Annotated in this window: 12 protein-coding genes, 2 rRNA genes and 3 pseudogenes (1 of these 17 only partly in view); 13 read left to right on the forward strand and 4 right to left on the reverse strand. The window is 72.2% G+C overall.

Annotated elements, in window-relative coordinates; all coding sequences use genetic code 11:
• From OG711_RS30590 to OG711_RS30605, 4 genes and pseudogenes are all read left to right on the forward strand, one after another.
• Nucleotides 1-1,608: ribosomal RNA gene (locus tag OG711_RS30590) — 23S ribosomal RNA — on the forward strand; it begins 1,513 nt to the left of the window's first position.
• A 138-nt stretch (nucleotides 1,609-1,746) separates the two neighbouring features.
• Nucleotides 1,747-1,863, forward strand: a 5S ribosomal RNA gene (rrf, locus tag OG711_RS30595).
• Between the two features lie 125 nt (nucleotides 1,864-1,988).
• Nucleotides 1,989-3,326 (forward strand): annotated as a pseudogene (locus OG711_RS30600) (hypothetical protein); the annotation flags it as partial.
• 468 nt (nucleotides 3,327-3,794) lie between these two features.
• Nucleotides 3,795-4,434 (forward strand): annotated as a pseudogene (locus tag OG711_RS30605) (hypothetical protein); the annotation flags it as partial.
• A gap of 422 nt (nucleotides 4,435-4,856) precedes the next feature.
• Here OG711_RS30605 and OG711_RS30610 read toward each other — a convergent pair.
• Nucleotides 4,857-6,173 (reverse strand): DUF1015 domain-containing protein, encoded by a 1,317-nt coding sequence (locus tag OG711_RS30610; protein WP_329561729.1) that lies wholly within the window; start codon nucleotides 6,171-6,173, stop codon nucleotides 4,857-4,859.
• 72 nt (nucleotides 6,174-6,245) lie between these two features.
• Here OG711_RS30610 and OG711_RS30615 point away from each other — a divergent pair, with 72 nt between their 5' ends.
• Nucleotides 6,246-7,310: an HAD hydrolase-like protein gene (locus OG711_RS30615; RefSeq protein ID WP_329561731.1), complete on the forward strand. Its 1,065-nt coding sequence runs from the start codon at nucleotides 6,246-6,248 to the stop codon at nucleotides 7,308-7,310.
• 251 nt (nucleotides 7,311-7,561) lie between these two features.
• Here OG711_RS30615 and OG711_RS30620 read toward each other — a convergent pair whose 3' ends face one another.
• Nucleotides 7,562-7,909 carry an SCP2 sterol-binding domain-containing protein gene (locus tag OG711_RS30620; RefSeq protein WP_073792366.1) on the reverse strand — a complete coding sequence of 116 codons (348 nt, stop codon included), beginning with the start codon at nucleotides 7,907-7,909 and terminating at the stop codon, nucleotides 7,562-7,564.
• A 42-nt stretch (nucleotides 7,910-7,951) separates the two neighbouring features.
• Between OG711_RS30620 and OG711_RS30625 the strand changes: the two genes are divergently transcribed.
• The 5 genes from OG711_RS30625 to OG711_RS30645 all read left to right on the forward strand — a co-directional run bounded on the left by OG711_RS30625 (nucleotide 7,952) and on the right by OG711_RS30645 (nucleotide 13,882).
• A complete protein-coding gene (locus tag OG711_RS30625; RefSeq protein WP_073792365.1) occupies nucleotides 7,952-8,347 on the forward strand; it encodes a hypothetical protein in 396 nt (131 codons plus the stop codon).
• 7 nt (nucleotides 8,348-8,354) lie between these two features.
• The gene (locus OG711_RS30630; protein ID WP_073792364.1) at nucleotides 8,355-9,170 is read left to right on the forward strand and encodes a TlyA family RNA methyltransferase; all 816 of its coding nucleotides are present in this window, start codon (nucleotides 8,355-8,357) and stop codon (nucleotides 9,168-9,170) included.
• Nucleotides 9,167-10,072, forward strand: coding sequence for an NAD kinase (locus tag OG711_RS30635; RefSeq protein WP_073792363.1), 906 nt, complete (start codon nucleotides 9,167-9,169; stop codon nucleotides 10,070-10,072). The genes OG711_RS30630 and OG711_RS30635 overlap by 4 nt, the downstream gene beginning before the upstream one ends.
• A 411-nt stretch (nucleotides 10,073-10,483) precedes the next feature.
• Nucleotides 10,484-12,229: a DNA repair protein RecN gene (gene recN / locus OG711_RS30640; protein ID WP_329561736.1), complete on the forward strand. Its 1,746-nt coding sequence runs from the start codon at nucleotides 10,484-10,486 to the stop codon at nucleotides 12,227-12,229.
• A 513-nt stretch (nucleotides 12,230-12,742) separates the two neighbouring features.
• Nucleotides 12,743-13,882 (forward strand): glycosyltransferase family 4 protein, encoded by a 1,140-nt coding sequence (locus tag OG711_RS30645; protein ID WP_329561738.1) that lies wholly within the window; start codon nucleotides 12,743-12,745, stop codon nucleotides 13,880-13,882.
• 12 nt (nucleotides 13,883-13,894) lie between these two features.
• Here the strand turns inward: OG711_RS30645 and OG711_RS30650 are convergent, their stop codons facing one another.
• Nucleotides 13,895-15,547, reverse strand: a complete 1,653-nt coding sequence (locus OG711_RS30650; RefSeq protein WP_329561740.1) for a PucR family transcriptional regulator — start codon at nucleotides 15,545-15,547, stop codon at nucleotides 13,895-13,897.
• A gap of 148 nt (nucleotides 15,548-15,695) precedes the next feature.
• Nucleotides 15,696-17,495: a glycoside hydrolase family 15 protein gene (locus tag OG711_RS30655; protein WP_073792359.1), complete on the reverse strand. Its 1,800-nt coding sequence runs from the start codon at nucleotides 17,493-17,495 to the stop codon at nucleotides 15,696-15,698.
• A 485-nt stretch (nucleotides 17,496-17,980) separates the two neighbouring features.
• Between OG711_RS30655 and OG711_RS30660 the strand changes: the two genes are divergently transcribed.
• From OG711_RS30660 to OG711_RS30670, 3 genes and pseudogenes are all read left to right on the forward strand, one after another.
• Nucleotides 17,981-19,639, forward strand: coding sequence for a CTP synthase (locus tag OG711_RS30660; protein WP_073792358.1), 1,659 nt, complete (start codon nucleotides 17,981-17,983; stop codon nucleotides 19,637-19,639).
• Nucleotides 19,640-19,777: 138 nt separating this feature from the next.
• The gene (locus tag OG711_RS30665) at nucleotides 19,778-20,404 is read left to right on the forward strand and encodes an NUDIX hydrolase (RefSeq protein ID WP_329561742.1); all 627 of its coding nucleotides are present in this window, start codon (nucleotides 19,778-19,780) and stop codon (nucleotides 20,402-20,404) included.
• Between the two features lie 245 nt (nucleotides 20,405-20,649).
• Nucleotides 20,650-22,671 (forward strand): annotated as a pseudogene (locus tag OG711_RS30670) (AAA family ATPase); the annotation flags it as partial.
• Nucleotides 22,672-24,188 lie beyond the last annotated feature (1,517 nt).

Raw genomic sequence — 24,188 nt, forward strand, 5'->3', positions numbered from 1 at the left:
CGGTACCCGCTGTGAAGCGTCAAACATCGAATCAGGCGATGCTAAGCCCGTGAAGCCGTTCCGGACCCTTCGGGGAAAGGAAAGTGGTGGAGCCGGTGACCCGGACTTGTAGTAGGTGAGTGATGGGGTGACGCAGGAAGGTAGTCCATCCCGGGCGGTGGTTGTCCCGGGGTAAGGGTGTAGGCCGAGTGGTAGGTAAATCCGCCGCTCATCAAGGCTGAGACCTGATGCCGAGCCGATTGTGGTGAAGTGGATGATCCTATGCTGTCGAGAAAAGCCTCTAGCGAGTTTCATGGCGGCCCGTACCCTAAACCGACTCAGGTGGTCAGGTAGAGAATACCGAGGCGTTCGGGTGAACTATGGTTAAGGAACTCGGCAAAATGCCCCCGTAACTTCGGGAGAAGGGGGCCATTTCTGGTGATAGCACTTGCTGCTTGAGCTGGGGGTGGCCGCAGAGACCAGCGAGAAGCGACTGTTTACTAAAAACACAGGTCCGTGCGAAGCCGTAAGGCGATGTATACGGACTGACGCCTGCCCGGTGCTGGAACGTTAAGGGGACCGGTTAGCTCACTTTCGGGTGGGCGAGGCTGAGAACTTAAGCGCCAGTAAACGGCGGTGGTAACTATAACCATCCTAAGGTAGCGAAATTCCTTGTCGGGTAAGTTCCGACCTGCACGAATGGCGTAACGACTTCTCGACTGTCTCAACCATAGGCCCGGTGAAATTGCACTACGAGTAAAGATGCTCGTTTCGCGCAGCAGGACGGAAAGACCCCGGGACCTTTACTATAGTTTGATATTGGTGTTCGGTTCGGCTTGTGTAGGATAGGTGGGAGACTTTGAAGCGGCCACGCCAGTGGTTGTGGAGTCGCTGTTGAAATACCACTCTGGTCGTGCTGGATGTCTAACCTGGGTCCGTGATCCGGATCAGGGACAGTGTCTGATGGGTAGTTTAACTGGGGCGGTTGCCTCCTAAAGAGTAACGGAGGCGCCCAAAGGTTCCCTCAGCCTGGTTGGTAATCAGGTGTTGAGTGTAAGTGCACAAGGGAGCTTGACTGTGAGACCGACGGGTCGAGCAGGGACGAAAGTCGGGACTAGTGATCCGGCGGTGGCTTGTGGAAGCGCCGTCGCTCAACGGATAAAAGGTACCCCGGGGATAACAGGCTGATCTTCCCCAAGAGTCCATATCGACGGGATGGTTTGGCACCTCGATGTCGGCTCGTCGCATCCTGGGGCTGGAGTCGGTCCCAAGGGTTGGGCTGTTCGCCCATTAAAGCGGTACGCGAGCTGGGTTTAGAACGTCGTGAGACAGTTCGGTCCCTATCCGCTGCGCGCGCAGGAGTCTTGAGAAGGGCTGTCCCTAGTACGAGAGGACCGGGACGGACGAACCTCTGGTGTGCCAGTTGTCCTGCCAAGGGCATGGCTGGTTGGCTACGTTCGGGAGGGATAACCGCTGAAAGCATCTAAGCGGGAAGCCTGCTTCGAGATGAGGACTCCCACCCACTTGATGGGGTAAGGCTCCCAGTAGACGACTGGGTTGATAGGCCAGATATGGAAGCCGGGTGACCGGTGGAGTTGACTGGTACTAATAGGCCGAGGGCTTGTCCTCAGTTGCTCGCGTCCACTGTGTTGTTCTCAGACAACGAACAGGTTGTGCTGGCTGAACAGTTTCACTACTTAATTAAATAGTGTGCTTGTTCGCTGCCCTGTTCGTGTCCCGTGTCATAACGGGGCGAACTGATAGGGTTTCGGTGGTCATAGCGTGAGGGAAACGCCCGGTTACATTCCGAACCCGGAAGCTAAGCCTTACAGCGCCGATGGTACTGCAGGGGGGACCCTGTGGGAGAGTAGGACACCGCCGAACAATCTTTGGAGGACCTTTGGTCCCAGCGTTCATGCTGGGACCAAAGGTCCTTTTTCGTTTTTCCGAAGCGCGCCGGCCGAACGGCTGCGCGAGAATGACTGCGGTACCTAAGACAGGAGTCACCCATGTCCACCAACTCTCCCGACGACCGTCCGGAGCGCGACCCACACCGACGGGACAGCGGTGACCGAGGCGGGTACCGCGGCGGTCCTCGCCGCGACAACGACCGTGGTGGATACGGGCGTCGCGACGACCGTGACCGAGGTTCTGGCAACCGTGAGGGCGACCGCGGCCGGGGCGCCGGCGACCGTAGTGGCGGCGGCGACCGCGGCGGGCGTCCGCCGTTCAAGCGGGATGACCGTGGCGGTAGCGGCGACCGTCCCCCGTTCCGTCGCGACGACCGCGGTGGCGGGGACCGTCCCGCGCACCGCCGTGATGACGACCGTGGCGGCTTCCGCCGCGATGACCGTGGCGGCAGCGGAGAGCGTCCCCCGTTCCGCCGTGATGACCGCAGCGGTGGTGGGGATCGCCCCGCACATCGCCGTGATGACGACCGCGGTGGTTTCCGCCGTGACGACCGGAGTGGTGGCGGCGACCGTCCCCCGTTCCGGCGTGATGACCGGAGTGGTGGCGGCGACCGTGGTGGTTACCGAGGTGGCCGTGACGACCGCGGTGGTAGCGGTGAGCGTCCGCCGTTCCGCCGCGACGACCGTGGCGGCAGCGGTGGCGGTGACCGTCCGGGCTTCCGCCGCGACGACCGCGGTGGCAGCAGTGACCGTCCCCCGTTCCGCCGTGATGACCGCAGCGGTGGTGGGGATCGCCCCGCGCACCGTCGTGATGACGACCGTGGCGGTTTCCGTCGTGACGACCGGAGTGGTGGCGGCGACCGTCCCCCGTTCCGGCGTGATGACCGCGGGGGTAGCGGTGGCGGTGACCGTCCGGGCTTCCGTCGTGACGACCGTGGTGGCAGTGGTGAGCGTCCGCCGTTCCGCCGCGATGACCGCAGTGGTGGGGACCGTCCTCCGTTCCGCCGTGACGAGCGCGGTGGTGGGGATCGTCCCGCGCACCGTCGTGATGACGACCGTGGTGGTTTTCGCCGTGACGACCGGAGTGGTGGCGGCGACCGTCCGCCGTTCCGGCGTGATGACCGCAGTGGTGGCGGTGACCGTGGTGGTTACCGAGGTGGCCGTGACGACCGCGGTGGCAGTGGTGACCGTCCCCCGTTCCGCCGCGACGACCGTGGCGGCAGTGGCGGCGGTGACCGTCCGGGCTTCCGCCGCGACGACCGCGGTGGCAGCAGTGACCGTCCGCCGTTCCGGCGCGACGGCGACCGGCCGGCCCATCGCCGTGATGACGACCGTGGTGGTTTCCGCCGTGACGACCGGAGTGGTGGCGACCGTCCCCCGTTCCGTCGTGATGACCGCAGCGGTGGCGGGGATCGCCCCGCGCACCGTCGTGATGACGACCGTGGCGGCTTCCGTCGCGACGACCGGAGTGGTGGCGGCGACCGTCCCCCGTTCCGGCGCGACGACCGTGGCGGCAGTGGCGGCGGTGACCGTCCGGGCTTCCGCCGTGACGACCGCGGTGGCAGCAGTGACCGTCCCCCGTTCCGCCGCGACGAGCGCGGTGGCAGTGGTGAGCGTCCGCCGTTCCGGCGCGACGACCGCAGCGGTGGGGACCGTCCTCCGTTCCGTCGGGACGAGCGGGGCGATGACCGTCGGCACGACCGCCGCGACGACCGTCCCGGCGGCTTCCGCCGTGACGACCGCAGCGGTGGCGGCGACCGTGGCGGCTACCGAGGTGGCCGTGACGACCGGCGCGGTGACGACGACCGCCGTGGTGGCGGCCGGTTCCGTGATGAGCGGGAGCGGGAGCCGATCAAGCGGCTGCCGATCCCGGAGGACGTCACCGGTGAGGAGATCGACAAGGATGTGCGGCAGGAGCTCCTGAGCCTGCCGAAGACCCTCGCCGAGGATGTCGCACGGAACCTGGTGATGGTCGCCCGTCTCATCGACGAGGACCCCGATGGCGCCTACGAGTACTCCAAGATCGCTCTGCGGCTCGCGTCGCGGGTCGCCGCCGTACGGGAGGCCGCTGGTTTCGCCGCGTACGCCACCCACAAGTACAGCGAGGCACTGTCGGAGTTCCGGGCCGCACGCCGGATGACCGGCAACGCCGATCTGTGGCCGCTGATGGCCGACTGCGAGCGTGGCCTCGGCAGGCCGGAGAAGGCGCTTGAGATGGCCGGCGCGCCGGAGGTGCAGAAGCTCGACAAGGCGGGTCAGGTCGAGATGCGGCTCGTCGCCGCCGGTGCCCGGCGGGACCTGGACCAGATCGACGCGGCCATCGTGACGTTGCAGAGCCCTGAGCTGGCGTCCAGTTCCATCCAGCCGTGGACCGCGCGACTGCGGTACGCCTACGCCGACGCCCTGCTGGCCGCGGAGCGTGAGGACGAGGCGCGTGAGTGGTTCGCCAAGGCCGTCGAGTCCGACAAGGACGGGACGACCGACGCGTCCGACCGTCTCGCGGAGCTGGACGGGGTCGAGTTCGTGGACGCCCTGGACGAGTCCGCTGACGACAGCGAGCAGGACGCGTCCGAGAAGGCCGGGTCGGACACCGTCGTGACCGATGCGTCCTCCGATGAGCCCTCCGATGAGCCCTCCGACGAGGACGACATCGCTGACGAGGACGACATCGACGATGAAGACGACATCGATGACGACTCCGATGACGACTCCGATGACGAGGTCGCCACGGACGAGCTCCGCGAAAACGGCGACGCCGTCGCCGACGCTGAGGTCGACGCGGATGACGCCGGGACCGAGGGTGTCGCGGACCGTCAGGCCGACGAGGACGCCGACAAGGCCGGCTCCGGGGACCGTGAGAGCGGTCGTACGGAGCGGGACTCCGACTGACGTTCCGTAGGACCGTCGCTCCGCGTCGGGCGCATGGGTAAGGGGCAGGCTCCATGGAGCCTGCCCCTTACCCATGTCCTAATTGCCGTGCCCCGGCTTCTCGGCGAGGGTGCGCAGCACCAGTCCGGTCGCGGGCTTCGGTCCGAACGATGTCGACTTGCGGGGCATGGTGACACCCTGCTGTGCCAGCTCCCGGACGACCTCCTCGCGGACAGGATGCAGCAGGACCGCCGTACTGCCGTCCTGCTCCGCCTTGGCGACGGTGGCCGCCGTGTCGTGGATGTAACCGATCCGGTCGGCGCTGTCCGGGATGCCCCACACCTGGTCGAGCAAGGTCGAGTGCAGCACCGTGGCGTCGAGCGCGCGCCAGGCCGCGGGCCGGTCCGCGGGGACCGTCCGGGCCAGCAGGCCGGGATCCGGCCGGTCGACCAGATGGAACGCGCCGTCGCCGGTGATCAGGAACGCGTTGCCCTTGGCCGATGCCTCGCCGAGCGTCTCCATCGCGTGTGCCAGCGGGCCCTCGACCGTCCGCACCCGGAAGTGGCCGTCCAGCGCGGCGAGGGCCTTCCCCACCGGGAGCCCGTGCAGCAGGCGGTGGATGGCGCGGACCCGCAGCGGATAGCGGACGGTGTCGACGAGGAGCACCAGGCCGTAGTCCCAGGGGCTCGGCGACAGGTGCTCCGCGCGGAGCTTCAAATAGGTCGCCCACCGGTGATGGCCGTCCGCGATGAGGGCCTGGCGGCGGGCGAGGTCGGCCTGGATCCGGGTGATCTCCGTCGGGTCCGTGACGTTCCACAGCCGGTGATGGACCCCGTCCTCCGTGACGGTGTCGAGCAGCGCCGGGCGGTCGATCACGCTCTCGACGACCTCGGCGGTCCCCTGACCGCTGTCGTCGCCCCGGTAGGTGAGCAGGAGCGGCTCCAGATTGGCGCTGGTCGCCCGCATCAGTGCCGCCCGGTCGGCGACGACCGGCGCCATCACGTCCTCATGGGGCAGCACCACGCCGTCCGCCGCCTCCGACAGCCGCAGTGCGCCGATGACGCCACGCTGGAGGTGCTCGCCCTGCCGCTGCTCGTACACGTACAGGCCCGGGTCAGGGTCGACCGCGAGGACGCCTTCGGAGAGCCAGCGGCCGAGGGTGTCGGCGGCGCGTTCCGTGCGGGCGCTCGGGGAGACGGCCTGGGGGAGGATGAGCCGCACGATGTTGTGGGGGTCGGCCGACTCCAGGTGGTGCAGTCCGTCGGGGCGGACCACCACGTCGTACGGAGGTGAGGTCACCGCGGAGAGGCTGCCGACCCGCTCGGGGACGTAGCGCACCCCCCGGAACGGGACCAGGTCCAGGCCCTGGGCCGTTGGTTCGTCCACCCGAGGCTGCCCGGGACCCGCGTCGCTCATTGGGGCATCGTAAGTCTGTCCCCGGGGTGCGGGATGATCGGGGGAGTGCGACCGACCGAGGAGCGATGCGTGATGAGCCAGACCGTCAGGACCCGGCCCGAGGGCAGTGCGCGTGCGCTGAACGAGGCGTACGACACCGCGCTGCTCGATCTGGACGGAGTGGTGTACGCGGGCGGCAACGCCATCGCGTACGCCGTCGCCTCCCTGGAGACGGCGCGTGACGCGGGGATGCGGCTCGCCTATGTGACGAACAACGCCCTGCGTACTCCTGACGCGGTCGCCGCGCACCTCACCGAGCTGGGCATACCGACCGGCGCGGGAGAGGTCATCACTTCGGCGCAGGCGGTGGCACGGCTCATCAGTGAGGAGGTGCCGGCCGGTGCCCGGGTGCTGGTGATCGGCGGTGAGGGGCTGCGGGTCGCGCTGCGGGAGCGGGGACTGACCCCGGTGGAGTCGGCGGACGACGACCCTGCGGCGGTCGTCCAGGGGTTCGGAGGGCCTGAGCTGCCCTGGGGGCGGTTCGCCGAGGCCGCCTACGCCGTGGCGCGCGGGGTGCCCTGGTACGCGTCGAACACCGATCTGACGATCCCGAGCGGACGGGGCATCGCCCCCGGCAACGGTGCGGCGGTGGAGGTCGTACGGATCGCCACCGGGGCCGAACCCCGGGTCGCGGGGAAGCCGTTGCCGCCGATGCACCGGGAGACGATCCTGCGTACCGGCGCCCGGCGGCCCTTGGTGGTGGGTGACCGGCTGGACACCGACATCGAGGGCGCGTTCAACGGCGATGTCGACTCGCTGCTCGTCCTCACCGGGGTGACCGACGGGGCGGGGCTGCTGGCCGCGCCGCCGCAGCATCGGCCCACCTATGTCGACGCGGATCTGCGGGGTCTGCTGACCGGGCAGCCGGAGGTCGTGCCGGGGGAGGCCCCGGCGGGCGTCGAAGGGGCGGCGGGTCCGGTCTTCCGTTGCGGTGGCTGGATCGCGTGGGCCGGGCCGGACCGGCTGGAGGTGGCCGAACAGGGGAGCGGCAAGACCCTGGACGGGCTGCGGGCGCTGTGCGCGGCGGCCTGGACCGCCGCCGGGGACGGGGTCTGCGAGCTGGACGGTGGGAAGGCCCTGGCCCGTATCGGCCTGTGAGGCGCGGCCCTGGGTGAGCGGCCGGTCCTCGGTGCGTGCCTGGGGCCCGGCGCGCCCGCGCTGAACCGGCGGGACACCTCGGGCTGTTCGGCCCCCGCAGTCGTGCCGCTGGGCCGGGGCGTCCTGCCGTGCCCAGGTGGGCTCCGGTGCCGGGGCCGACCGTGATCGCGGTGCCGGGGCCGGTGTCGGCACCGGCATCGGTGCTGGTCGCGGGGACAGGACAGGGCGCTGTGCCGGGCCGGCCTGTGGTGTCAGAGCAGGGTGCGCAGTCGCAGCAGATCCCGGAAACCGGCCTCCAGTTTGATCCGGCCGGTGCCCCATGCCTTGGCGAAGTTCAGCCGGCCGGCCACCAGGGCCACCAGATCGTCGCCGGTCATGGCCAGCCGGATCTGCGCCCGGTCCGGGGGAGCGCCCCGCACCGTGTCCACCACATGGATCCGGCCATCCGTGAGTCGCCCCACGAATGTGGTGTCCAGGTCCGTGATGTGGCAGCTCAGCGAGCGGTCCATCGCCGTGGCCGCGCGAACACCGCCGTCGGCGGTCGCCAGATTGTCCGAGAGTGTGTCGAGTGCCGTACGGCACTCCTCGATCGTCGCCATCGGGACCGACGTTACCCCAGTGCTTCGGGGTAGCGTCGGGGCATGAGCAGTGACTTCGCGGGCCGACACGTGGCGTTCCCCACGCCGTCCCCGGCCGGGCCCCGTGATCCGGTGGCCACGGCACCGTCCGCCGGTGCGCCGGGCGCGGCGCCCTCGCACGCCCCGGCCACCCTGGCGGCCGGGGTCCCGGAGGACGGCACGCCCGCGGACGCGGCGCCGCTCGGGGTCGGGCGCGCGCCCACCGGGCATCCGGAGGTCGACGCCCGGCTCGGCCGGCTGGCCGACGCCGACCACCTCGCGACCGAGGGGCATCTGGAGGTGTACGAGGATGTACACCGGGCCCTGCGGGACACACTGACCGCACTCGACAGCCGTCCCGGCCCACCGGTCCCCGCACCCCAGCGGACGCCCGCGTCCTCGTACGACCACAGGAGCTGAACCGAACGTGGCAGGAGTGGCACGCCGCCGCCTCGACGCCGAACTGGTCCGCCGCAAGCTCGCCCGCTCGCGTGAGCAGGCCAGCCAGTTGATCGCCGACGGCCGGGTGACCGTCGGCGGCGCCATCGCGGTGAAACCCGCGACCCAGGTGGAGACCAGCGCCGCCATCGTCGTCAAGCAGGACGACAACGACCCCGACTACGTCTCGCGCGGTGGCCACAAGCTCGCCGGGGCGTTCGGCGCCTTCGTCCCCCTGGGGCTGGTCGTCGAGGGGCGCCGCGCTCTTGACGCGGGTGCCTCCACGGGGGGTTTCACCGATGTCCTGCTGCGTTCGGGCGCCGCTCATGTGGTGGCCGTCGACGTCGGGTACGGACAACTCGCCTGGTCGCTCCAGAGCGATGACCGGGTCACCGTCAAGGACCGGACGAATGTGCGGGAGTTGACGCTGGAGGCCATCGACGGCCGGCCGGTGGGCCTGGTGGTGGGTGACCTGTCGTTCATCCCGCTGGGGCTGGTGCTGCCCGCCCTCGCGCGCTGCGCCGCCGCCGACGCCGACCTGGTGCTGATGGTGAAGCCGCAGTTCGAGGTGGGCAAGGAGCGGCTGGGCAGCGGCGGGGTGGTGCGCAGCCCGGAGCTGCGCGCCGAAGCGGTGCGCGGCGTCGCGCGGCAGGCCGCGGAACTCGGCCTCGGGGTGCGCGGGGTGACCGCCAGTCCGCTGCCGGGTCCCTCGGGGAACGTCGAGTACTTTCTGTGGTTGCGGGCGGGAGCACCGGCACTCGACCCGGCGGATGTTGATCGGGCAGTGGCGGAGGGGCCGCGTTGACGCAGAACCGGATTCGTACTGTTTTCCTTCTGGCGCACACCGGACGGCCCGCCGCCATCCGCAGTGCCGAACTCGTCGTCCAGGGGCTGCTCCGGGCGGGGCTGCGGGTGAGGGTGCTGGAGGCGGAGGCTTCCGACCTGCCGTTGCCTTCGGAGGTCGAGCTCGTCCAGGAGGCCACTCCGGCGTCCCTCGACGGGTGCGAGCTGCTGATCGTGCTCGGCGGGGACGGCACGCTGCTGCGGGGTGCCGAGTTCGCCCGGGCCTCCGGGGTGCCGATGCTCGGGGTCAACCTCGGGCGGGTGGGCTTCCTCGCCGAGGCCGAACGCGACGATCTCGACCGGGTGGTCGACCGGGTGGTCACCCGCGCCTACGAGGTCGAGGAGCGGATGACCATCGATGTGGTGGTCCACCGCAACGGCGATGTCGTCCACACGGACTGGGCGCTCAACGAGGCCGCGATCCAGAAGGTGTCGCCCGAGCGGATGCTGGAGGTGGTCCTGGAGGTCGACGGACGGCCCGTGACCGGCTTCGGCTGCGACGGCATCGTCTGCGCCACGCCCACCGGCTCCACCGCCTACGCCTTCTCCGCCGGTGGACCTGTCGTGTGGCCAGAGGTCGAGGCGCTGCTCATGGTCCCGATCAGCGCGCACGCGCTCTTCGCCAAACCGCTGGTGACCTCCCCGAACTCCGTGCTCGCCGTCGAGGTGCAGCCGCACACCCCGCACGGAGTGCTGTGGTGCGACGGCCGCCGGACCATCGAGCTGCCCGCCGGTGCCCGGGTCGAGGTGCGGCGGGGCGCGGTGCCCGTACGGCTCGCGCGGCTGCATCACGCGTCGTTCACGGACCGGCTGGTGGCGAAGTTCGCCCTGCCCGTGTCCGGTTGGCGGGGCGCCCCGCAGTGATCCGCGGGGCCGGCCGGGCCCACGACCGGGCACCGGCCGGGCGGCGCGGGTGGCGTGGGTGGCGGCGGGGTCATGGCGGGCCGTCGTGGCCGGTCGGCTGTTCACGCTTCCCGGACTGCGGCCCGGCCCCCTCCCGCCACCATGAGGTGTCCCGCAGTGTTCACCTGCGGAAAACCACACCCCGTGCGCTTCCCGGCTCCCTCGCCGGGCACCTGGCACCGGCACCCCGCGACATGTCCGGGTCCGGTCGGGCGGCGGCGTCCCCTTCCGTCTCCCCGGCGCCGTACGGACCGTGCCGTGCGGGGCCACTCCCAGGGGTGACAGCCGCCTCGGAGCGGACCTTCGCCACCTGCGTCTTCCCCGAACCGGGGCAGGTGCCGTCGCACATCGGGTCCGGGACCTCGTAAGGTCATGTCCGTGTTGGAGGAGATGCGGATACGGTCGCTCGGGGTCATCGACGACGCGGTGGTCGAGCTGTCGCCCGGATTCACCGCGGTGACGGGTGAGACCGGCGCGGGCAAGACGATGGTGGTCACCAGCCTGGGCCTGCTGCTGGGCGGGCGCGCGGACCCGGCCCTCGTACGGATGGGCGCGAAGTCGGCGGTCGTCGAAGGCCGGATCAGTGTGCCCCCGGGCGCCGCGGCGGCCCGGCGGGCCGAGGAGGCGGGGGCCGAGCTGGACGACGGCGTCCTGCTCATCAGCCGTACCGTTTCCGCGGAGGGCCGCTCCCGGGCCCATCTGGGGGGCAGATCCGTTCCGGTGGGCCTGCTCGCCGAACTCGCCGACGACCTCGTCGCCGTCCACGGGCAGACCGATCAGCAGGGGCTCCTCAAGCTCAGCCGTCAGCGGCAGGCCCTCGACCGGTACGCGGGCGACGCGGTGGCCGTCCCGCTCGGCACGTACAGCGCCGCCTACCGCAGGCTCCGTGCCGTGGCCGGGGAACTCGCCACCCTCACCACCCGCGCGCGGGAACGCGCTCAGGAAGCCGATCTGCTGCGTTTCGGACTGGACGAGATCGCCGCCGTGGAACCGCGCGCGGGCGAGGACACCGAGCTCGCCGCGGAGGCGGAACGCCTCGGGCACGCGGAGGCGCTCGCCTCCGGCGCGACCGCCGCCCACGCGGCGCTCGCCGGGAACCCCGAGGACCCGGAGGACATCGACGCGGCGGCGCTCGTCGCGGGCGCGCACCGCGCGCTGGACAGCGTCCGTTCGTACGATCCCGCGCTGGCCGCGCTCGCCGACCGGATCGGGGAGATCGGCATCCTGGTCGGTGATGTGGCGGGGGAGCTCGCCGGATACGCCGACGACCTCGACGCCGACCCGCTGCGGCTGGCGGCCGTGGAGGAGCGCCGTGCCGCGCTGGGACAGCTGTCCCGCAAGTACGGCGGCGCGGAGCCGGGCGTGGCCGCCGTGCTCCGCTGGGCGGAGGAAGGCACGGCCCGGCTGCTGGAACTCGACGGCGACGACGGCCGGATCGGTGACCTCACCACGGAACGGGACACCCTGCGCGCCGAACTCTCCGGCCTGGCGCAGACCCTGAGCGACGCCCGGCGGGAGGCGGCGGCCCGGTTCGCGGACGCCGTCACCGCGGAGCTGGCGTCCCTGGCGATGCCCCACGCGCGGGTGACCGTCGACATCCGGCACACCGACGACCCGGAGGGCGTCGAGGTCGGCGGCCGGACCGTGGCCTGCGGCCCGGCGGGCGCCGACGAGGTCGAACTGCTGCTGGCCCCGCACCCCGGTGCCCCGCCGCGGCCCATCGCGAAGGGCGCGTCCGGGGGTGAGCTGTCCCGTGTGATGCTCGCCGTGGAGGTCGTCTTCGCGGGGACGGACCCGGTGCCCACCTATCTGTTCGACGAGGTCGACGCGGGCGTCGGCGGCAAGGCGGCCGTCGAGATCGGGCGCAGGCTCGCCCGGCTCGCCAGGTCCGCGCAGGTCGTCGTCGTCACCCATCTGCCGCAGGTCGCCGCCTTCGCGGACCGCCAGCTCCTGGTGGAGAAGACCAGCGACGGCTCGGTCACCCGTTCCGGGGTGAAGGTCCTGGAGGGCGAGGAGCGTGTCCGGGAGCTGTCCCGGATGCTCGCCGGGCAGGAGGACTCGCAGACCGCCCGCGCGCACGCGGAGGAACTGCTGGCCACCGCCCGCGCGGACGCCTGACCGCACGGCGACACGCGCGCACGCGCGTCCCGTACGAGAGGCCACGCGGACGCCCGCGCGTGAACGGCGTCCGCGCGGGCGAACGGGAGGGTCCCGGCCCTCGGTCGGGGCACTGTCCGCCAGGGGCCGGGACGTGTCCCTGTGAGGTGTCCGCCGGTGATGCGTTGGTCACAGCGACGGTCCCGCGGCGGTGGTGCCACCGGTGCGGCACCCGGCATGTGCCGTTCCGGTGGCGGGTGAAGCGTCCCAGGCGGCGGCGGTATGACGGCATGTCACCTGAACGGGTGACGGTGTTCGGCGTGACCTCGGCGCCGACACCTCACGGAGTCGAACCGTGACGGAACGCTCGTACGGGATGGCATCCTTGGCGCGGCGCCTCTTTGCGTACGACGTGCTGTACGTTCCTTCGCGTCGCTCACTTCCGTGACCGTTCCACCCATGTTCCTCCCGCGACCTTCCCCTCGTGACGCGACCCTTGTGGCCGTCGCCCGCCGAAACAGGAGTTCCGCCGCCGTGAGCAGCCATGCGCCGCACGGTCAGACCCCGCTGCGTACCGTGCAGGTGCTCGGTGGCGGGAGTGCGGGCAGCGGCGCGCATGTGCGGTCGCTGTCGGCCGGTCTGGTCGCGAGGGGCGTGCGGGTGACGGTGTGCGCCCCCGCCGAGGTGGGGGAGAGCCATACGTTCGACGCGGTGGGTGCCCGGTACGCGCCGGTGGCCCGGCGCGGCGACCCCGCGTCCGTGGCGGCGCTGCGGGCCGAGTGCGCGGACGCGGACCTCGTACACGCGCACGGGGTGAACGCCGGGCTGCGGGCCGCGCTCGCCCTGCGCGGGCTGAGGGTGCCGCTGGTCGTCACCTGGCACGCGCGCGTGCACGCGCAGGGGCCACGCGCGCAGGTGGTGCGGCTGATGGAGCGCCGGGTCGCGCGGGCCGCGTCCGTGGTGCTCGGTACCTGCTGCGATTTAGTGGACCGGGCCCGGCGGCGGGGTGCCAGGGACGCGCGGTTGGCGGCCGTGGCGTTCCCCGCGCGGGACACGGACCCGGCCGAGGACATGAGCCCGGAGGACCGTGAGGTCGTCCGGGGCAAGGCGCGGGCCGAACTGGGCGCGGTCGGACGGCCGCTGCTCGTCGCCGTCGGCTCCCTCGACGCGCACCGGGGCTACGAGACCCTGCTGGACGCCGCGCACACGTGGCTGGGGCTGGACCCCGTGCCGCTGCTGGTCATCGCGGGGGAGGGGCCGCTCAGGGGGCAGCTCCAGCGGCGGATCGAGGCGGAGCGGCTGCCGGTCCGGCTGCTGGGCCGCCGGGACGACTCGCCGGAGATCCTGGCCGGGGCCGACGCGGCGCTGCTGACCAGTCGCTGGGAGGCGCGCTCGCCGGTGGCACAGGAGGCGCTGCGGGCGCGGGTGCCGCTGATCGCCAGCGCGGTCGGCGGTACGCCCGAGCTGGTGGGGGACGCCGCGTCGCTCGTGCCCTACGGTGACGCGGGCGCCCTCGGGGACGCCGTCGCGCGGGTCCTGGGCGACGCCGCGTACCGTGACGCGCTGCGGGACCGGGGGGTCGCCCAGGCGGCGACATGGCCCACCGAGGACGAGACCGTGGCGCAGGTCCTCAGCGTGTACGACGAGCTGACCCGGCCGCTGGTGCTGCGCTGAGCGGACGCGTCCTCAGCCGACGTGCCGACGGGCCCGCAGGGCCAGGCTCAGCGCCAGCACGGTCTGCGGGTCGTCGAGGTCGGTGCCGAGGAGTTCCCCGATGCGGGCGAGCCGGTTGTAGAGGGTCTGGCGGTTGAGGTGCAGTTCGCGGGCGGTCTCCGCCTTGCGTCCGGCGTGCGCCAGATAGGTCTCCAGGGTGGGCAGCAGCGGCGGCTTCGCCCGGCTGTCGTGGGCGCGCAGCGGGCCGATGGCGCGGTCGACGAACGCGGCGAGGTCCGGGTGGTCCCGCAGCCGCCACAGCAGCAGGTCGATGTCGAGTCGCCGCGCGTCGTACCAGGGGCGTTCGCCGAGGCCCTGGGCGGCGGTCGCGGTCTCCGCGGCGTGCCGCAGCCCCGCGGAGGCGGCCGTCCAGCCGCCGGTGGCGCCGACGACCACGGTCGGGGCGCGGGTGCCCGTGTGCCGCAGTCCCGCGCGTTCGACGCCCGCGCGCAGGGCCGCCGCGACCCGGTCGGCGACCGCCTCACGGTCCTCTTCGGTCCGTAGTGCGACGAGCAGCGGGACCCGTCCTTCGACGGGGCGGACCCCGAGCAGGACCGGGACCCCGACGGAGGCGAGTTCCTCGTTGACCGCGCGGGCGAGGACGGCCCAGCCGCCGCCCGCGGACAGTCCGCTGCCCTCGGGGAGCCTCATCACCACCGGCAGCAGGGGGGAGGCGCCGGGCCGGAAGCCCAGGACCTGGGCCTGCGCGGGGGCGTCCCCGGGGGTGACGCGGCCCTCGGCGAGGTCGGTGAGGAAGTCGCCGCGGCCCCGGGCGGCCAGTTCCTCGTCCTGCCGGGCCTGCATCAGGACCACGGCGAGGGAGGCCGCCGCGCGTTCCGCCGCCATCCGGTGGACGGGTGCGGGCGGGCCCGTGACGGGCAGCAGGACCAGCCGCGCGCGGGGGGAGGCGGGCCCCTGGCCGCCGGTGCCGCCGCCGGGGACGTCGATCACCACGGCGCCGCCGGGCGGGTCCTCGCGGGCGGCCCGCCCACCGCGCAGCTTGTCCCACACCTGGAGCGGGTCGGCGCCCTCGGTCCCGGCGCCGGCCGCGTACAGGAGCCGGCCGTCCGGGGTCTCCAGGAAGACGGGGTTGCCGCCGAACCCGGCGAGGATGGTGAGCACCTGGGGCACCCCGCCGCCGTCGAGGAGTGCCTCGGTGCAGCGCCGGGAGACCTCCTCCGCGCGCTGGAGCAGCGCGTAGTGGCCGTTGACGATCTCGGTGTGGACCTCCTCGGTGACCGTCACGAACGGCACCTCGCGGTGGAGCTGGACGAGGGGGAGTCCGGCGGTCCGCGCGGTATCCACCAGGGCGGGGGGCAGCCGGGGGAAGCGGGGGCCGAGTTCGACGACGAGGGCGGCGATGCCCCGTTCGGCGAGTCCGCGGACGAAGACGCGCTGTTCGGCGGGGCGGGTGCTCAGGCCGAGGCCGGTCGTGAGGAGGAGCTCGCCGCCCTTCAGCAGGGAGGCGATGTTCGGGGCCTCGCCCGCGTGGACCCAGCGGACGGTGCGGTGGAGGCGGTCCGCGCAGGCGACGACCTCCGGGAGGCCGCCGCGCAGCCCCGGTAGTTCCAGGGCCCGCTGTACGGTGATTCCGCCCGTGGTGCCCAGCACGTCCTGTCTGTCCATGCTGGGACGCTACCCGTCCGGTGGCGCCGGGCCCAGTGTGGACCCTGAGCAGCGGTGATCCCCGACCTCCGGGGCCCGTGGTGTGCGAGGCACGGAACACGGGGCACGGCGGCCGGGGATCGGCGGGAGCGCGCTCAAGCGCGCGGGGTCAGCCTCCGTAGGCGCCCGACGCGGTGAGCCTGAGGGCGGTGTCGATGAGCGGAACATGGCTGAAAGCTTGCGGGAAGTTGCCGACCTGACGCTTCAGATGGGGGTCCCATTCCTCGGCGAGCAGGCCGAGGTCGTTGCGCAGGGCGAGCAGCTTCTCGAAGAGCTTGCGGGCCTCGTCGACCCGGCCGATCATCGCGAGGTCGTCGGCGAGCCAGAAGGAGCAGGCGAGGAAGGCGCCCTCGTCGCCCGCGAGGCCGTCCACACCGGCGTCGTCGCCCGCGGTGGGGTAGCGCAGGATGAAGCCGTCGGAGGTGGACAGCTCGCGCTGGATGGCCTCGATGGTGCCGATGACGCGCTTGTCGTCGGGCGGCAGGAAGCCCATCTGGGGGATGAGGAGCAGGGACGCGTCGAGTTCACGGGACCCGTAGGACTGGGTGAACGTGTTGCGTTCCTTGTCGTAGCCCTTCTCGCAGACATCGCGGTGGATGTCGTCGCGCATCTGCCGCCAGCGCTCCAGGGGGCCTTCGGCGTCCCCGGACTCGATGAGCTTGATGGTGCGGTCGACGGCGACCCAGGCCATGACCTTGGAGTGGACGAAGTGGCGGCGCGGGCCGCGGACCTCCCAGATGCCCTCGTCGGGCTCCGTCCAGTGCTTCTCCAGGTAGCCGATGAGGCGCAGCTGGAGCAGTGAGGCGTAGTCGTTGCGGGCCAGCCCGGTCATATGGGCCAGGTGCAGGGCCTCGGTGACCTCGCCGTAGACATCGAGCTGGAGCTGGTGGGCGGCGCCGTTGCCGACCCGTACGGGGCCGGAGTTCTCGTAGCCGGGCAGCCAGTCCAGCTCGCTCTCGCCGAGTTCCCGTTCCCCGGCGATGCCGTACATGATCTGGAGGTTCTCCGGGTCGCCCGCGACGGCCCGCAGCAGCCACTCGCGCCAGGCGCGGGCCTCCTCGCGGTAGCCGGTGCGCAGCAGCGAGGAGAGGGTGATCGCGGCGTCGCGCAGCCAGGTGAAGCGGTAGTCCCAGTTGCGCACCCCGCCGATCTCCTCCGGGAGGGAGGTGGTGGGGGCGGCGACGATCCCGCCGGTCGGGGCGTAGGTGAGCGCCTTGAGGGTGATCAGGGAGCGGACCACGGCCTCGCGGTAGGGCCCGTGGTACGTGCAGTGCTCGACCCACTCGCGCCAGAAGTCGGCGGTCGCCTCCAGGGCCGCCTCGGGTTCCCCGACGGCCGGGGCCTCGCGGTGCGAGGGCTGCCAGGACAGGGTGAAGGCGACCCGTTCCCCGGCGGAGACCGTGAAGTCGGCGTAGGTCGTCAGATCCTCGCCGAAGGTCTCCACGTCGGTGTCCAGCCAAACCGAATCGGGTCCGGCGACGGCGACCGTGCGGTTCTCGACCTTGTGCACCCAGGGCACGATCCGGCCATAGGAGAACCGCATTCGCAGCGCCGAACGCATCGGAACGTGTCCGGATACGCCTTCGACGATGCGGATCAGCTGTGGTGCGCCGTCCCGGGGCGGCATGAAATCCGTCACACGGACGGTTCCGTCGGGTGTGTCCCACTCGGATTCCAGGATGAGCGAGTCGCCGCGGTAGGTCCGGCGGTCGGACCTGGGGGGTGCGGCGTCGCCATGTGCGGGGCCCAGCCGCCAGAAACCGTGCTCCTCGGTACCGAGCAGCGCGGCGAAGACGGCATGGGAGTCGAACCGGGGAAGGCACAGCCAGTCCACGGTTCCGTCCCGGCAGACCAGGGCGGCGGTCTGCATGTCCCCGATGAGTGCGTAATCCTCGATGCGCCCGGCCACGTGCAACTCCAGTAGAACGGCCGCCGCCCGGCCCCCGGAGCGGGGGCTGGCTCTGCGGTCAGATGATCCAGTCAAGGGCGTGCCGACGGGCTCGTGTTACCGGGGGACGGGCGGGGGTGGTGCCGTTTTGCCGGCCTGGCTCGGCAGCAATGTCCGAAGAGGATACGACGCGCTCAGGGGTTGCGGTGCCCGCTCAGGTGAACAGGTTTGCGCCATCGGGGTGAGCGTCCGAAGCGTGTCGCTCGACTGCGGTGCGAAGGGTGTGCGGGGCTGGTGTGACTTCTGTGGTGGGCTGGAAGCGGAGTGTGGCCGGACGCGGTCGCCTCGTGTCGCTGATACCCTGGTAGCCCGTGGACCGGTGGGCTCGCAGGAGTCCCAGCGACAGCGACGAGACCCCCGAACCGCAGCGCAGGCACCTCCCGATTCTTCCGGGCCGGGCGCCGATCCGCATCTCAGACCGCGACCACGGGAGCCCCCTCTTGCCCATGCCGAACCGATCCGCGAACTCCTCGACGACCAAGCATCTCTTCGTCACCGGAGGAGTCGCCTCCTCCCTCGGCAAGGGCCTGACGGCCTCCAGCCTGGGAGCCCTGCTCAAGGCGCGGGGTCTGCGGGTCACCATGCAGAAGCTCGACCCGTATCTGAACGTCGACCCCGGCACCATGAACCCGTTCCAGCACGGTGAGGTGTTCGTCACCAACGACGGCGCCGAGACCGACCTGGACATCGGGCACTACGAGCGATTCCTCGACGTCGACCTCGACGGCACCGCCAATGTCACCACCGGCCAGGTGTACTCGCAGGTCATCGCCAAGGAACGGCGCGGCGAGTACCTGGGCGACACCGTCCAGGTGATCCCGCACATCACCAACGAGATCAAGCACCGCATCCGCCGGATGGCCACCGACGACGTGGACGTCGTCATCACGGAGGTCGGCGGCACGGTCGGCGACATCGAGTCGCTGCCGTTCCTGGAGACGGTCCGCCAGGTCCGCCACGAGGTCGGCCGGGACAATGTCTTCGTCGTCCACATCTCGCTGCTGCCGTACATCGGCCCGTCCGGTGAGCTGAAGACCAAGCCCACCCAGCACTCGGTGGCGGCCCTGCGCAACATCGGCATCCAGCCCGACGCGATCGTGCTCCGCGCCGACCGCGAGGTGCCGGTGGCGATCAAGCGCAAGATCTCCCTGATGTGCGACGTGGACGAGGCGGCCGTCGTCGCCGCGATCGACGCGCCGTCCATCTACGACATCCCCAAGGTGCTCCACACCGAGGGACTGGACGCCTATGTCGTCCGCAAGCTGGACCTGCCGTTCCGGGATGTGGACTGGACGCTCTGGGAGGACCTCCTGGACCGGGTCCACAACCCCGACCACGAGGTGAACGTCGCGCTGGTCGGCAAGTACATCGACCTGCCCGACGCCTATCTCTCGGTCACCGAGGCGCTGCGCGCGGGTGGCTTCGCCAACAAGGCCCGCGTCAAGATCAAGTGGGTCGCGTCCGACGACTGCCGCACCCCCGCCGGGGCCGCCCAGCAGCTCGCCGACGTGGACGCGGTCTGCATCCCCGGCGGCTTCGGCGACCGGGGTGTCAGCGGCAAGGTCGGCGCGATCCAGTACGCCCGAGAGAACAAGATCCCGCTGCTCGGTCTCTGCCTGGGCCTCCAGTGCACGGTGATCGAGGCCGCCCGCAACCTCGCGGGCATCCCCGACGCCAACTCCACCGAGTTCGACGCCGCCACCGCCCACCCGGTGATCTCCACCATGGCCGAACAGCTCGACATCGTCGCCGGCGAGGGCGACATGGGCGGCACCATGCGGCTCGGCATGTACCCGGCGAAGCTCGCCGAGGGCTCCATCGTCCGTGAGGTCTACGACGACAAGGAGTACGTGGAGGAGCGCCACCGCCACCGCTACGAGGTCAACAACGCCTACCGCGCGGAGCTGGAGAAGAAGGCCGGACTCCAGTTCTCCGGCCTCTCCCCGGACGGCAAGCTCGTGGAGTACGTCGAATACCCGCGCGAGGTGCACCCGTACCTCGTGGCGACCCAGGCGCACCCCGAGCTGCGGTCCCGCCCCACCCGCCCGCACCCCCTGTTCGCGGGCCTGGTGAAGGCGGCCGTGGAGCGCAAGACCGCGAAGTGACCCACCGCCGTCCCCTCCGCCCGGCCGGGCGCGGGGACGGACGGCGACCCGCGATACGGTGAGCCGGGGCGCGTGCCTTCACGGGCACGCGCCCCGGTTTTTCGTCGACGCCGGTGACGGTACGGAGGACAGCTCGAAATGATCATCAAGGACACCCCGGAGGAGTGGGAGACCCGGGCGAGCGTGACCCCGTTCACCGGTGCCAAGACCTCGGTGCGCACCGACGACGTGGTCATGCCCGACGGCTCCGTCGCCCGCCGCGACTACCAGGTCCACCCCGGCTCGGTCGCCGTCCTCGCCCTGGACGGCCAGGACCGGGTCACGGTCCTCAACCAGTACCGCCACCCCGTACGGCAGCGGCTGTGGGAGATCCCGGCCGGACTGCTCGACGTCCCCGGCGAGAACCCGCTGCACGCCGCGCGCCGCGAGCTGTACGAGGAAGCCCACATCAAGGCCGAGGACTGGCGCGTCCTCACCGATCTGTACACGACACCCGGCGGCTGCGACGAGGCCGTCCGGATCTTCCTCGCCCGGGAGCTCTCCGAGGCCGAGGCCGAGCGGTACGCCGTCGAGCACGAGGAGCTCGACATGGCGGTCACCGCGGTCCCCCTCCAGGATCTCGTCCGGGGCGCCCTCGCCGGGGACCTGCACAACAACTGCCTGGTCGTGGGCGTGCTGGCACTGGTCGCGGCCCGCGCCGGCGACGGACTCGACGCGCTGCGCCCCGCCGACGCGCCCTGGCCCGCCCGGCCCTTCGAGGTCTGATCCGCCCGGCCCCTCGCGTTCCGCTCCGCGGCCGGGCCGCCCGCCCCGGAACCAGGCGGTCCGAACATCCGTCCGGCCACCGGCCCGGATGAATCGCCCGATCGGCTGATCATCCGATCGGGCGACGCTCCCGCCCCGCCCGCCGTGCTCCTCACTGTTCGTCGCAGAGCGTGAACTAGGCTCTGAAAGCACCCCGTCCGGAGCCCCGGCGGGCACCTGCGCGCAGTGGAACGGGAGCGTGGCCCGTGACGGATCAGGCGGTGGACACCGACGGCACCCGGCTTTCCGGGGGCGGGCGGCCCCGTGCGTCGGCGACCGCCCCCACGGAGAGTCAGTTCCTCGGACGGACCCGGGAGTTGAAGGAGCTGCGCGCCGACATCGAACGCGCCGGCCTCGACACCATCGCCGGGAAGAAGGCGCCACGCGCGCGCGTGCTGCTCATCGCCGGACGCCCCGGCTCGGGCCGCACCGCCCTCGCCGACGAACTCGTCCGGCAGGTCGCGCACCGTTACCCCGACGGGGTGCTCCGGGCCCGGCTCACCGAACCCGACGGCACCCCCGTCCCCACCGACCGGGCCGCCCGCGCGCTCCTCGACGCATTCGGCGTCCCCGCCCCCGCGGGGGCGTCCGCCGACGACCTGACCGCCGATCTGCGCGAAGCCCTCACCGACCGGCGCGTACTGCTCCTCCTCGACGGCGCCGCCGACGCCGAACAGGTCGACGAACTGGTGCCGCCCACCCCGTCCAGCCTGGTCCTCGCCGTCACCGAGGGCCCCCTGACCGGCGTCGCCGACGTACGGCCCTGCACCCTCGGCGGCCTCGACACCAAGTCGGCCGTGGAGCTCCTCACCCGCTGGACCGGCTCCGTACGCGTCACCGTCGACCCGCTCGCCGCCGAAGGACTCGTCGAGGAATGCGGCGCCCAGCCCGCCGCGCTCGTCCTCGCCGGCGGCTGGCTCGCCGCCCGCCCCAAGTCGTCCGTCGCGGACCTCGCCAAACGGCTGCGCGCCCGGTCCGAGGACGGCCCCGTCCTGGCCCGGATCTTCCACCACTCCTACGAGGCCCTGCCCGCCGTCGCGGCCCGGATACTGCGACTGCTCAGCCTCACCCCCGGCGGCCTCGCCGACCCGCACACCGCGTCCGCCCTCGCGGGCTGCTCGGTCTCCGCCGCCCGGTCGACCCTCGACGACTTCACCGCGCTCGGCCTGCTGCGCCGCGTCGACTCCCCGCTCCCGCAGTACGAGGTCCCCGACTGCCTCGTCCCCCTGCTGCGCAACCTCACCGAGACCAAGGACCGGCCCGCCGAGGTCCAGCTCGCGCGGGCCCGCATGCTGGAGCGGACCGTACGGCTGCTCCAGTCCTGCCGCGCGATCACCCAGACCGACGACGCCCTGGCCCAGAGCCGGCTCGCCGGGCTCCCGCGCGCGCTGCGCTTCCCCAACCCGCGGGCCGCCGCCGACTGGCTGCGCATCCGGCGGCCCGCGCTGCTCGCCGCCGCCCGGACGGCCGTCGCGGACGGCGAGCTGGACACCCTGGCCCGCCGGCTGATGGCCGCGCTGACCCGGGCGCTCGTCGCCCATGAGGGCACCGGGGCCGCCGCCCCCGATCTGTACGGCATCCACGCGCTGGTCCTGGACGTGGCCGAGCGCCGCGACCTCCCGCGTGAACGGGCCGCCGCCCTGCTGAACCTCGCCGACCTGGACGCCCGGACCGGCCGCACCCAGGACGCCCTGGTCCGCTACCGGGCCGCGCTGGACGCCGGACGGCAGGCCCGGGACCCGTACGCGACCGGCCGCGCGATGGAGTCCGTCGGCGGCGCCTATCAGGAACTGGGGGACTGGTACCGGGCCGCCGACTGGTACGGACGCGCGCTGGCCCAGCGGCTGGCCCGCGGTGAAGGGGAGGACGCGGCCCGGCTGCACGGCCGGATCGCGGGCGTGCAGACCTACGCGGGCCGCTACGGCGACGCCCTGCGCAACTGGCGTTCGGCGGTGTCCGGGCACCGCAGGACCGGGGACATCCCCGCGGTGGCCCGCGCGCTCAGCGAGCTGGCCCGGGTGCAGGAGTACGCGGGCCGTCCCGACGAGTCGCTCGGTACCTGCCACGAGGCCGTCGAGTGGGCACGCCGGGCCGACGACGCCCGGCTCCAGGCCGCGCTCCAGCTCCGGCTGGCGGACACCCTCGACCGGCTCGGGGACTCCTCGACCGCGCAGCTGCACCGCAACGCGGCCGAGCGGATGCTGGGCGAGGACCCGGCCGGGCCGGACGGGTACGAGTACGGGGGCACGGGCACGGGCGTGGCGACGGCCGGCCGGACGGCGGGGAGCACGACGGTGTCCGCCCCTGGTGGTGGGATCGGCCCGGACGACCCGGTCACCCCGCACGACGGCCCGGACAGTCCGGACAGCCAGGACGGCCTAGGTGTTCAGGTCGCTGTGGGTGCTGTGGGTGCTGTGGGTGCTGTGGGTGCTGTGGGTGCTGCGGGTGCTGCGGGCGGTCAGGGCGCTCCGGGTGGTCAGGCTGGGCAGGGTGTCCCGCAGGTGCTGGACGTCTCGGGTGTCCCGGACGCCGCGCACGCCCCGCGGGCCTCTGATGCGCCTCAGTCGCTGGATGCCTCAGGCGCATCGGCCGCCTCGGGTACCTCGGATGCCCTGGCCGCCTCGGGTGTCCAGGACGGTCCGGACAGCGGCGGCACCGGGTCGGACGGCAGCCGGACGAGCCGGGACGAGCACGCGGCCTCGGTCGACCTGGGCGGGCCGGACGACCTGGGCGGGCCGGGTGGCCTCGTCGGGCCGGAACCGGAACTGCTTCGCGAGCCCGCCGCGGAGCCCGTCGCCCCGACGCGGGCGGAGGCCGTCCCGGAGCCGGTGGCACGTCCCGGTGCCGACGGCGCGGACAGCGCGCCGGACAGCGCGCCGGACAGCGCGCCCCGACCCGACGCCCGGCCCGCCGCGCCCGCCGCGCTCGTCGTGGAGGAACCCGGTGCCGCACCGGCCGCCGGTGGCGCGGACCAGGCGAGGCCCGCGCTTGACGTGAGCGGACCTGCGGCCGGGGCGGGTGCTCCCGGACCCGCCGTGGCGCCGGACCCGGGCGGGGCGGGACCCGGCGAGCCGGAGACCGTGGAGCGCGCGGGGGACGCGGCCGCGGAATCCGTCGTGGTACCGCTCACGCCGATCGCCCCCGCCCCGGAAGCGGAACAGCGGTCCGGGCCGACGCGCAGGCGGAGCTCACGCGGTGGCAAACCGCGCGGCCGGTCCTGAGCCGCCTGGCGCTTCGGGTGCCGAATGCCGGGGGCCGGTTCTGAGCCCTCCGGCACACCGGGTGCCGTCGCCCGTCCTGCGACCCCCGGCATACCGAGAGCTCACCGCAGCCCGGCCGACCGACTCGCCGGCCGACCGACTCGCCGACCGGCCGGACGGGCTGGTCGAGCTGGTCGGGCCGGGTGGTCGCCCGTGACGGGTCGGAGCGGGGTGGGGCGTGGCGGGGCGCAGGGTGGCGTGCGGGGGCGCGTGGGGCTGTGTTCCGGCGGCCCTCTACCGGGGGCCGTGGGGCACCGGAACGCCGTGCCGATGACGGTGATCGGGCCCGTAATCAGGGAGGTGTAAGGCGGAATCACCGATTCCACCTACGAAATCCGCAGTGCATCCAGGAAAGATTGATGCTTTGGAAGGCTAGACAGCTGGAAGTCCTTCATTAGACTGGCTCCGCCGCGTTCTTTCGTGGTGCCGCTCGATGTGCCCACGCATATCCGGGTGTGTAGTGCATTGCCCCGAAAAAACCCCTG

The sequence above is a fragment of the Streptomyces uncialis genome (assembly GCF_036250755.1).
Classification (GTDB): domain Bacteria; phylum Actinomycetota; class Actinomycetes; order Streptomycetales; family Streptomycetaceae; genus Streptomyces; species Streptomyces uncialis.

What these genes read in the sequence shown, in the direction of transcription:
- OG711_RS30610 (WP_329561729.1), bottom strand. Translation starts at nt 6,173, where the DNA reads ATGAGCGACGCGGGTCCCGGGCAGCCTCGGGTGGACGAACCAACGGCC.
- OG711_RS30615 (WP_329561731.1), top strand. Translation starts at nt 6,246, where the DNA reads ATGAGCCAGACCGTCAGGACCCGGCCCGAGGGCAGTGCGCGTGCGCTG.
- OG711_RS30620 (WP_073792366.1), bottom strand. Translation starts at nt 7,909, where the DNA reads ATGGCGACGATCGAGGAGTGCCGTACGGCACTCGACACACTCTCGGAC.
- OG711_RS30625 (WP_073792365.1), top strand. Translation starts at nt 7,952, where the DNA reads ATGAGCAGTGACTTCGCGGGCCGACACGTGGCGTTCCCCACGCCGTCC.
- recN (WP_329561736.1), top strand. Translation starts at nt 10,484, where the DNA reads ATGTCCGTGTTGGAGGAGATGCGGATACGGTCGCTCGGGGTCATCGAC.
- OG711_RS30650 (WP_329561740.1), bottom strand. Translation starts at nt 15,547, where the DNA reads ATGGACAGACAGGACGTGCTGGGCACCACGGGCGGAATCACCGTACAG.
- OG711_RS30660 (WP_073792358.1), top strand. Translation starts at nt 17,981, where the DNA reads ATGCCGAACCGATCCGCGAACTCCTCGACGACCAAGCATCTCTTCGTC.
- OG711_RS30665 (WP_329561742.1), top strand. Translation starts at nt 19,778, where the DNA reads ATGATCATCAAGGACACCCCGGAGGAGTGGGAGACCCGGGCGAGCGTG.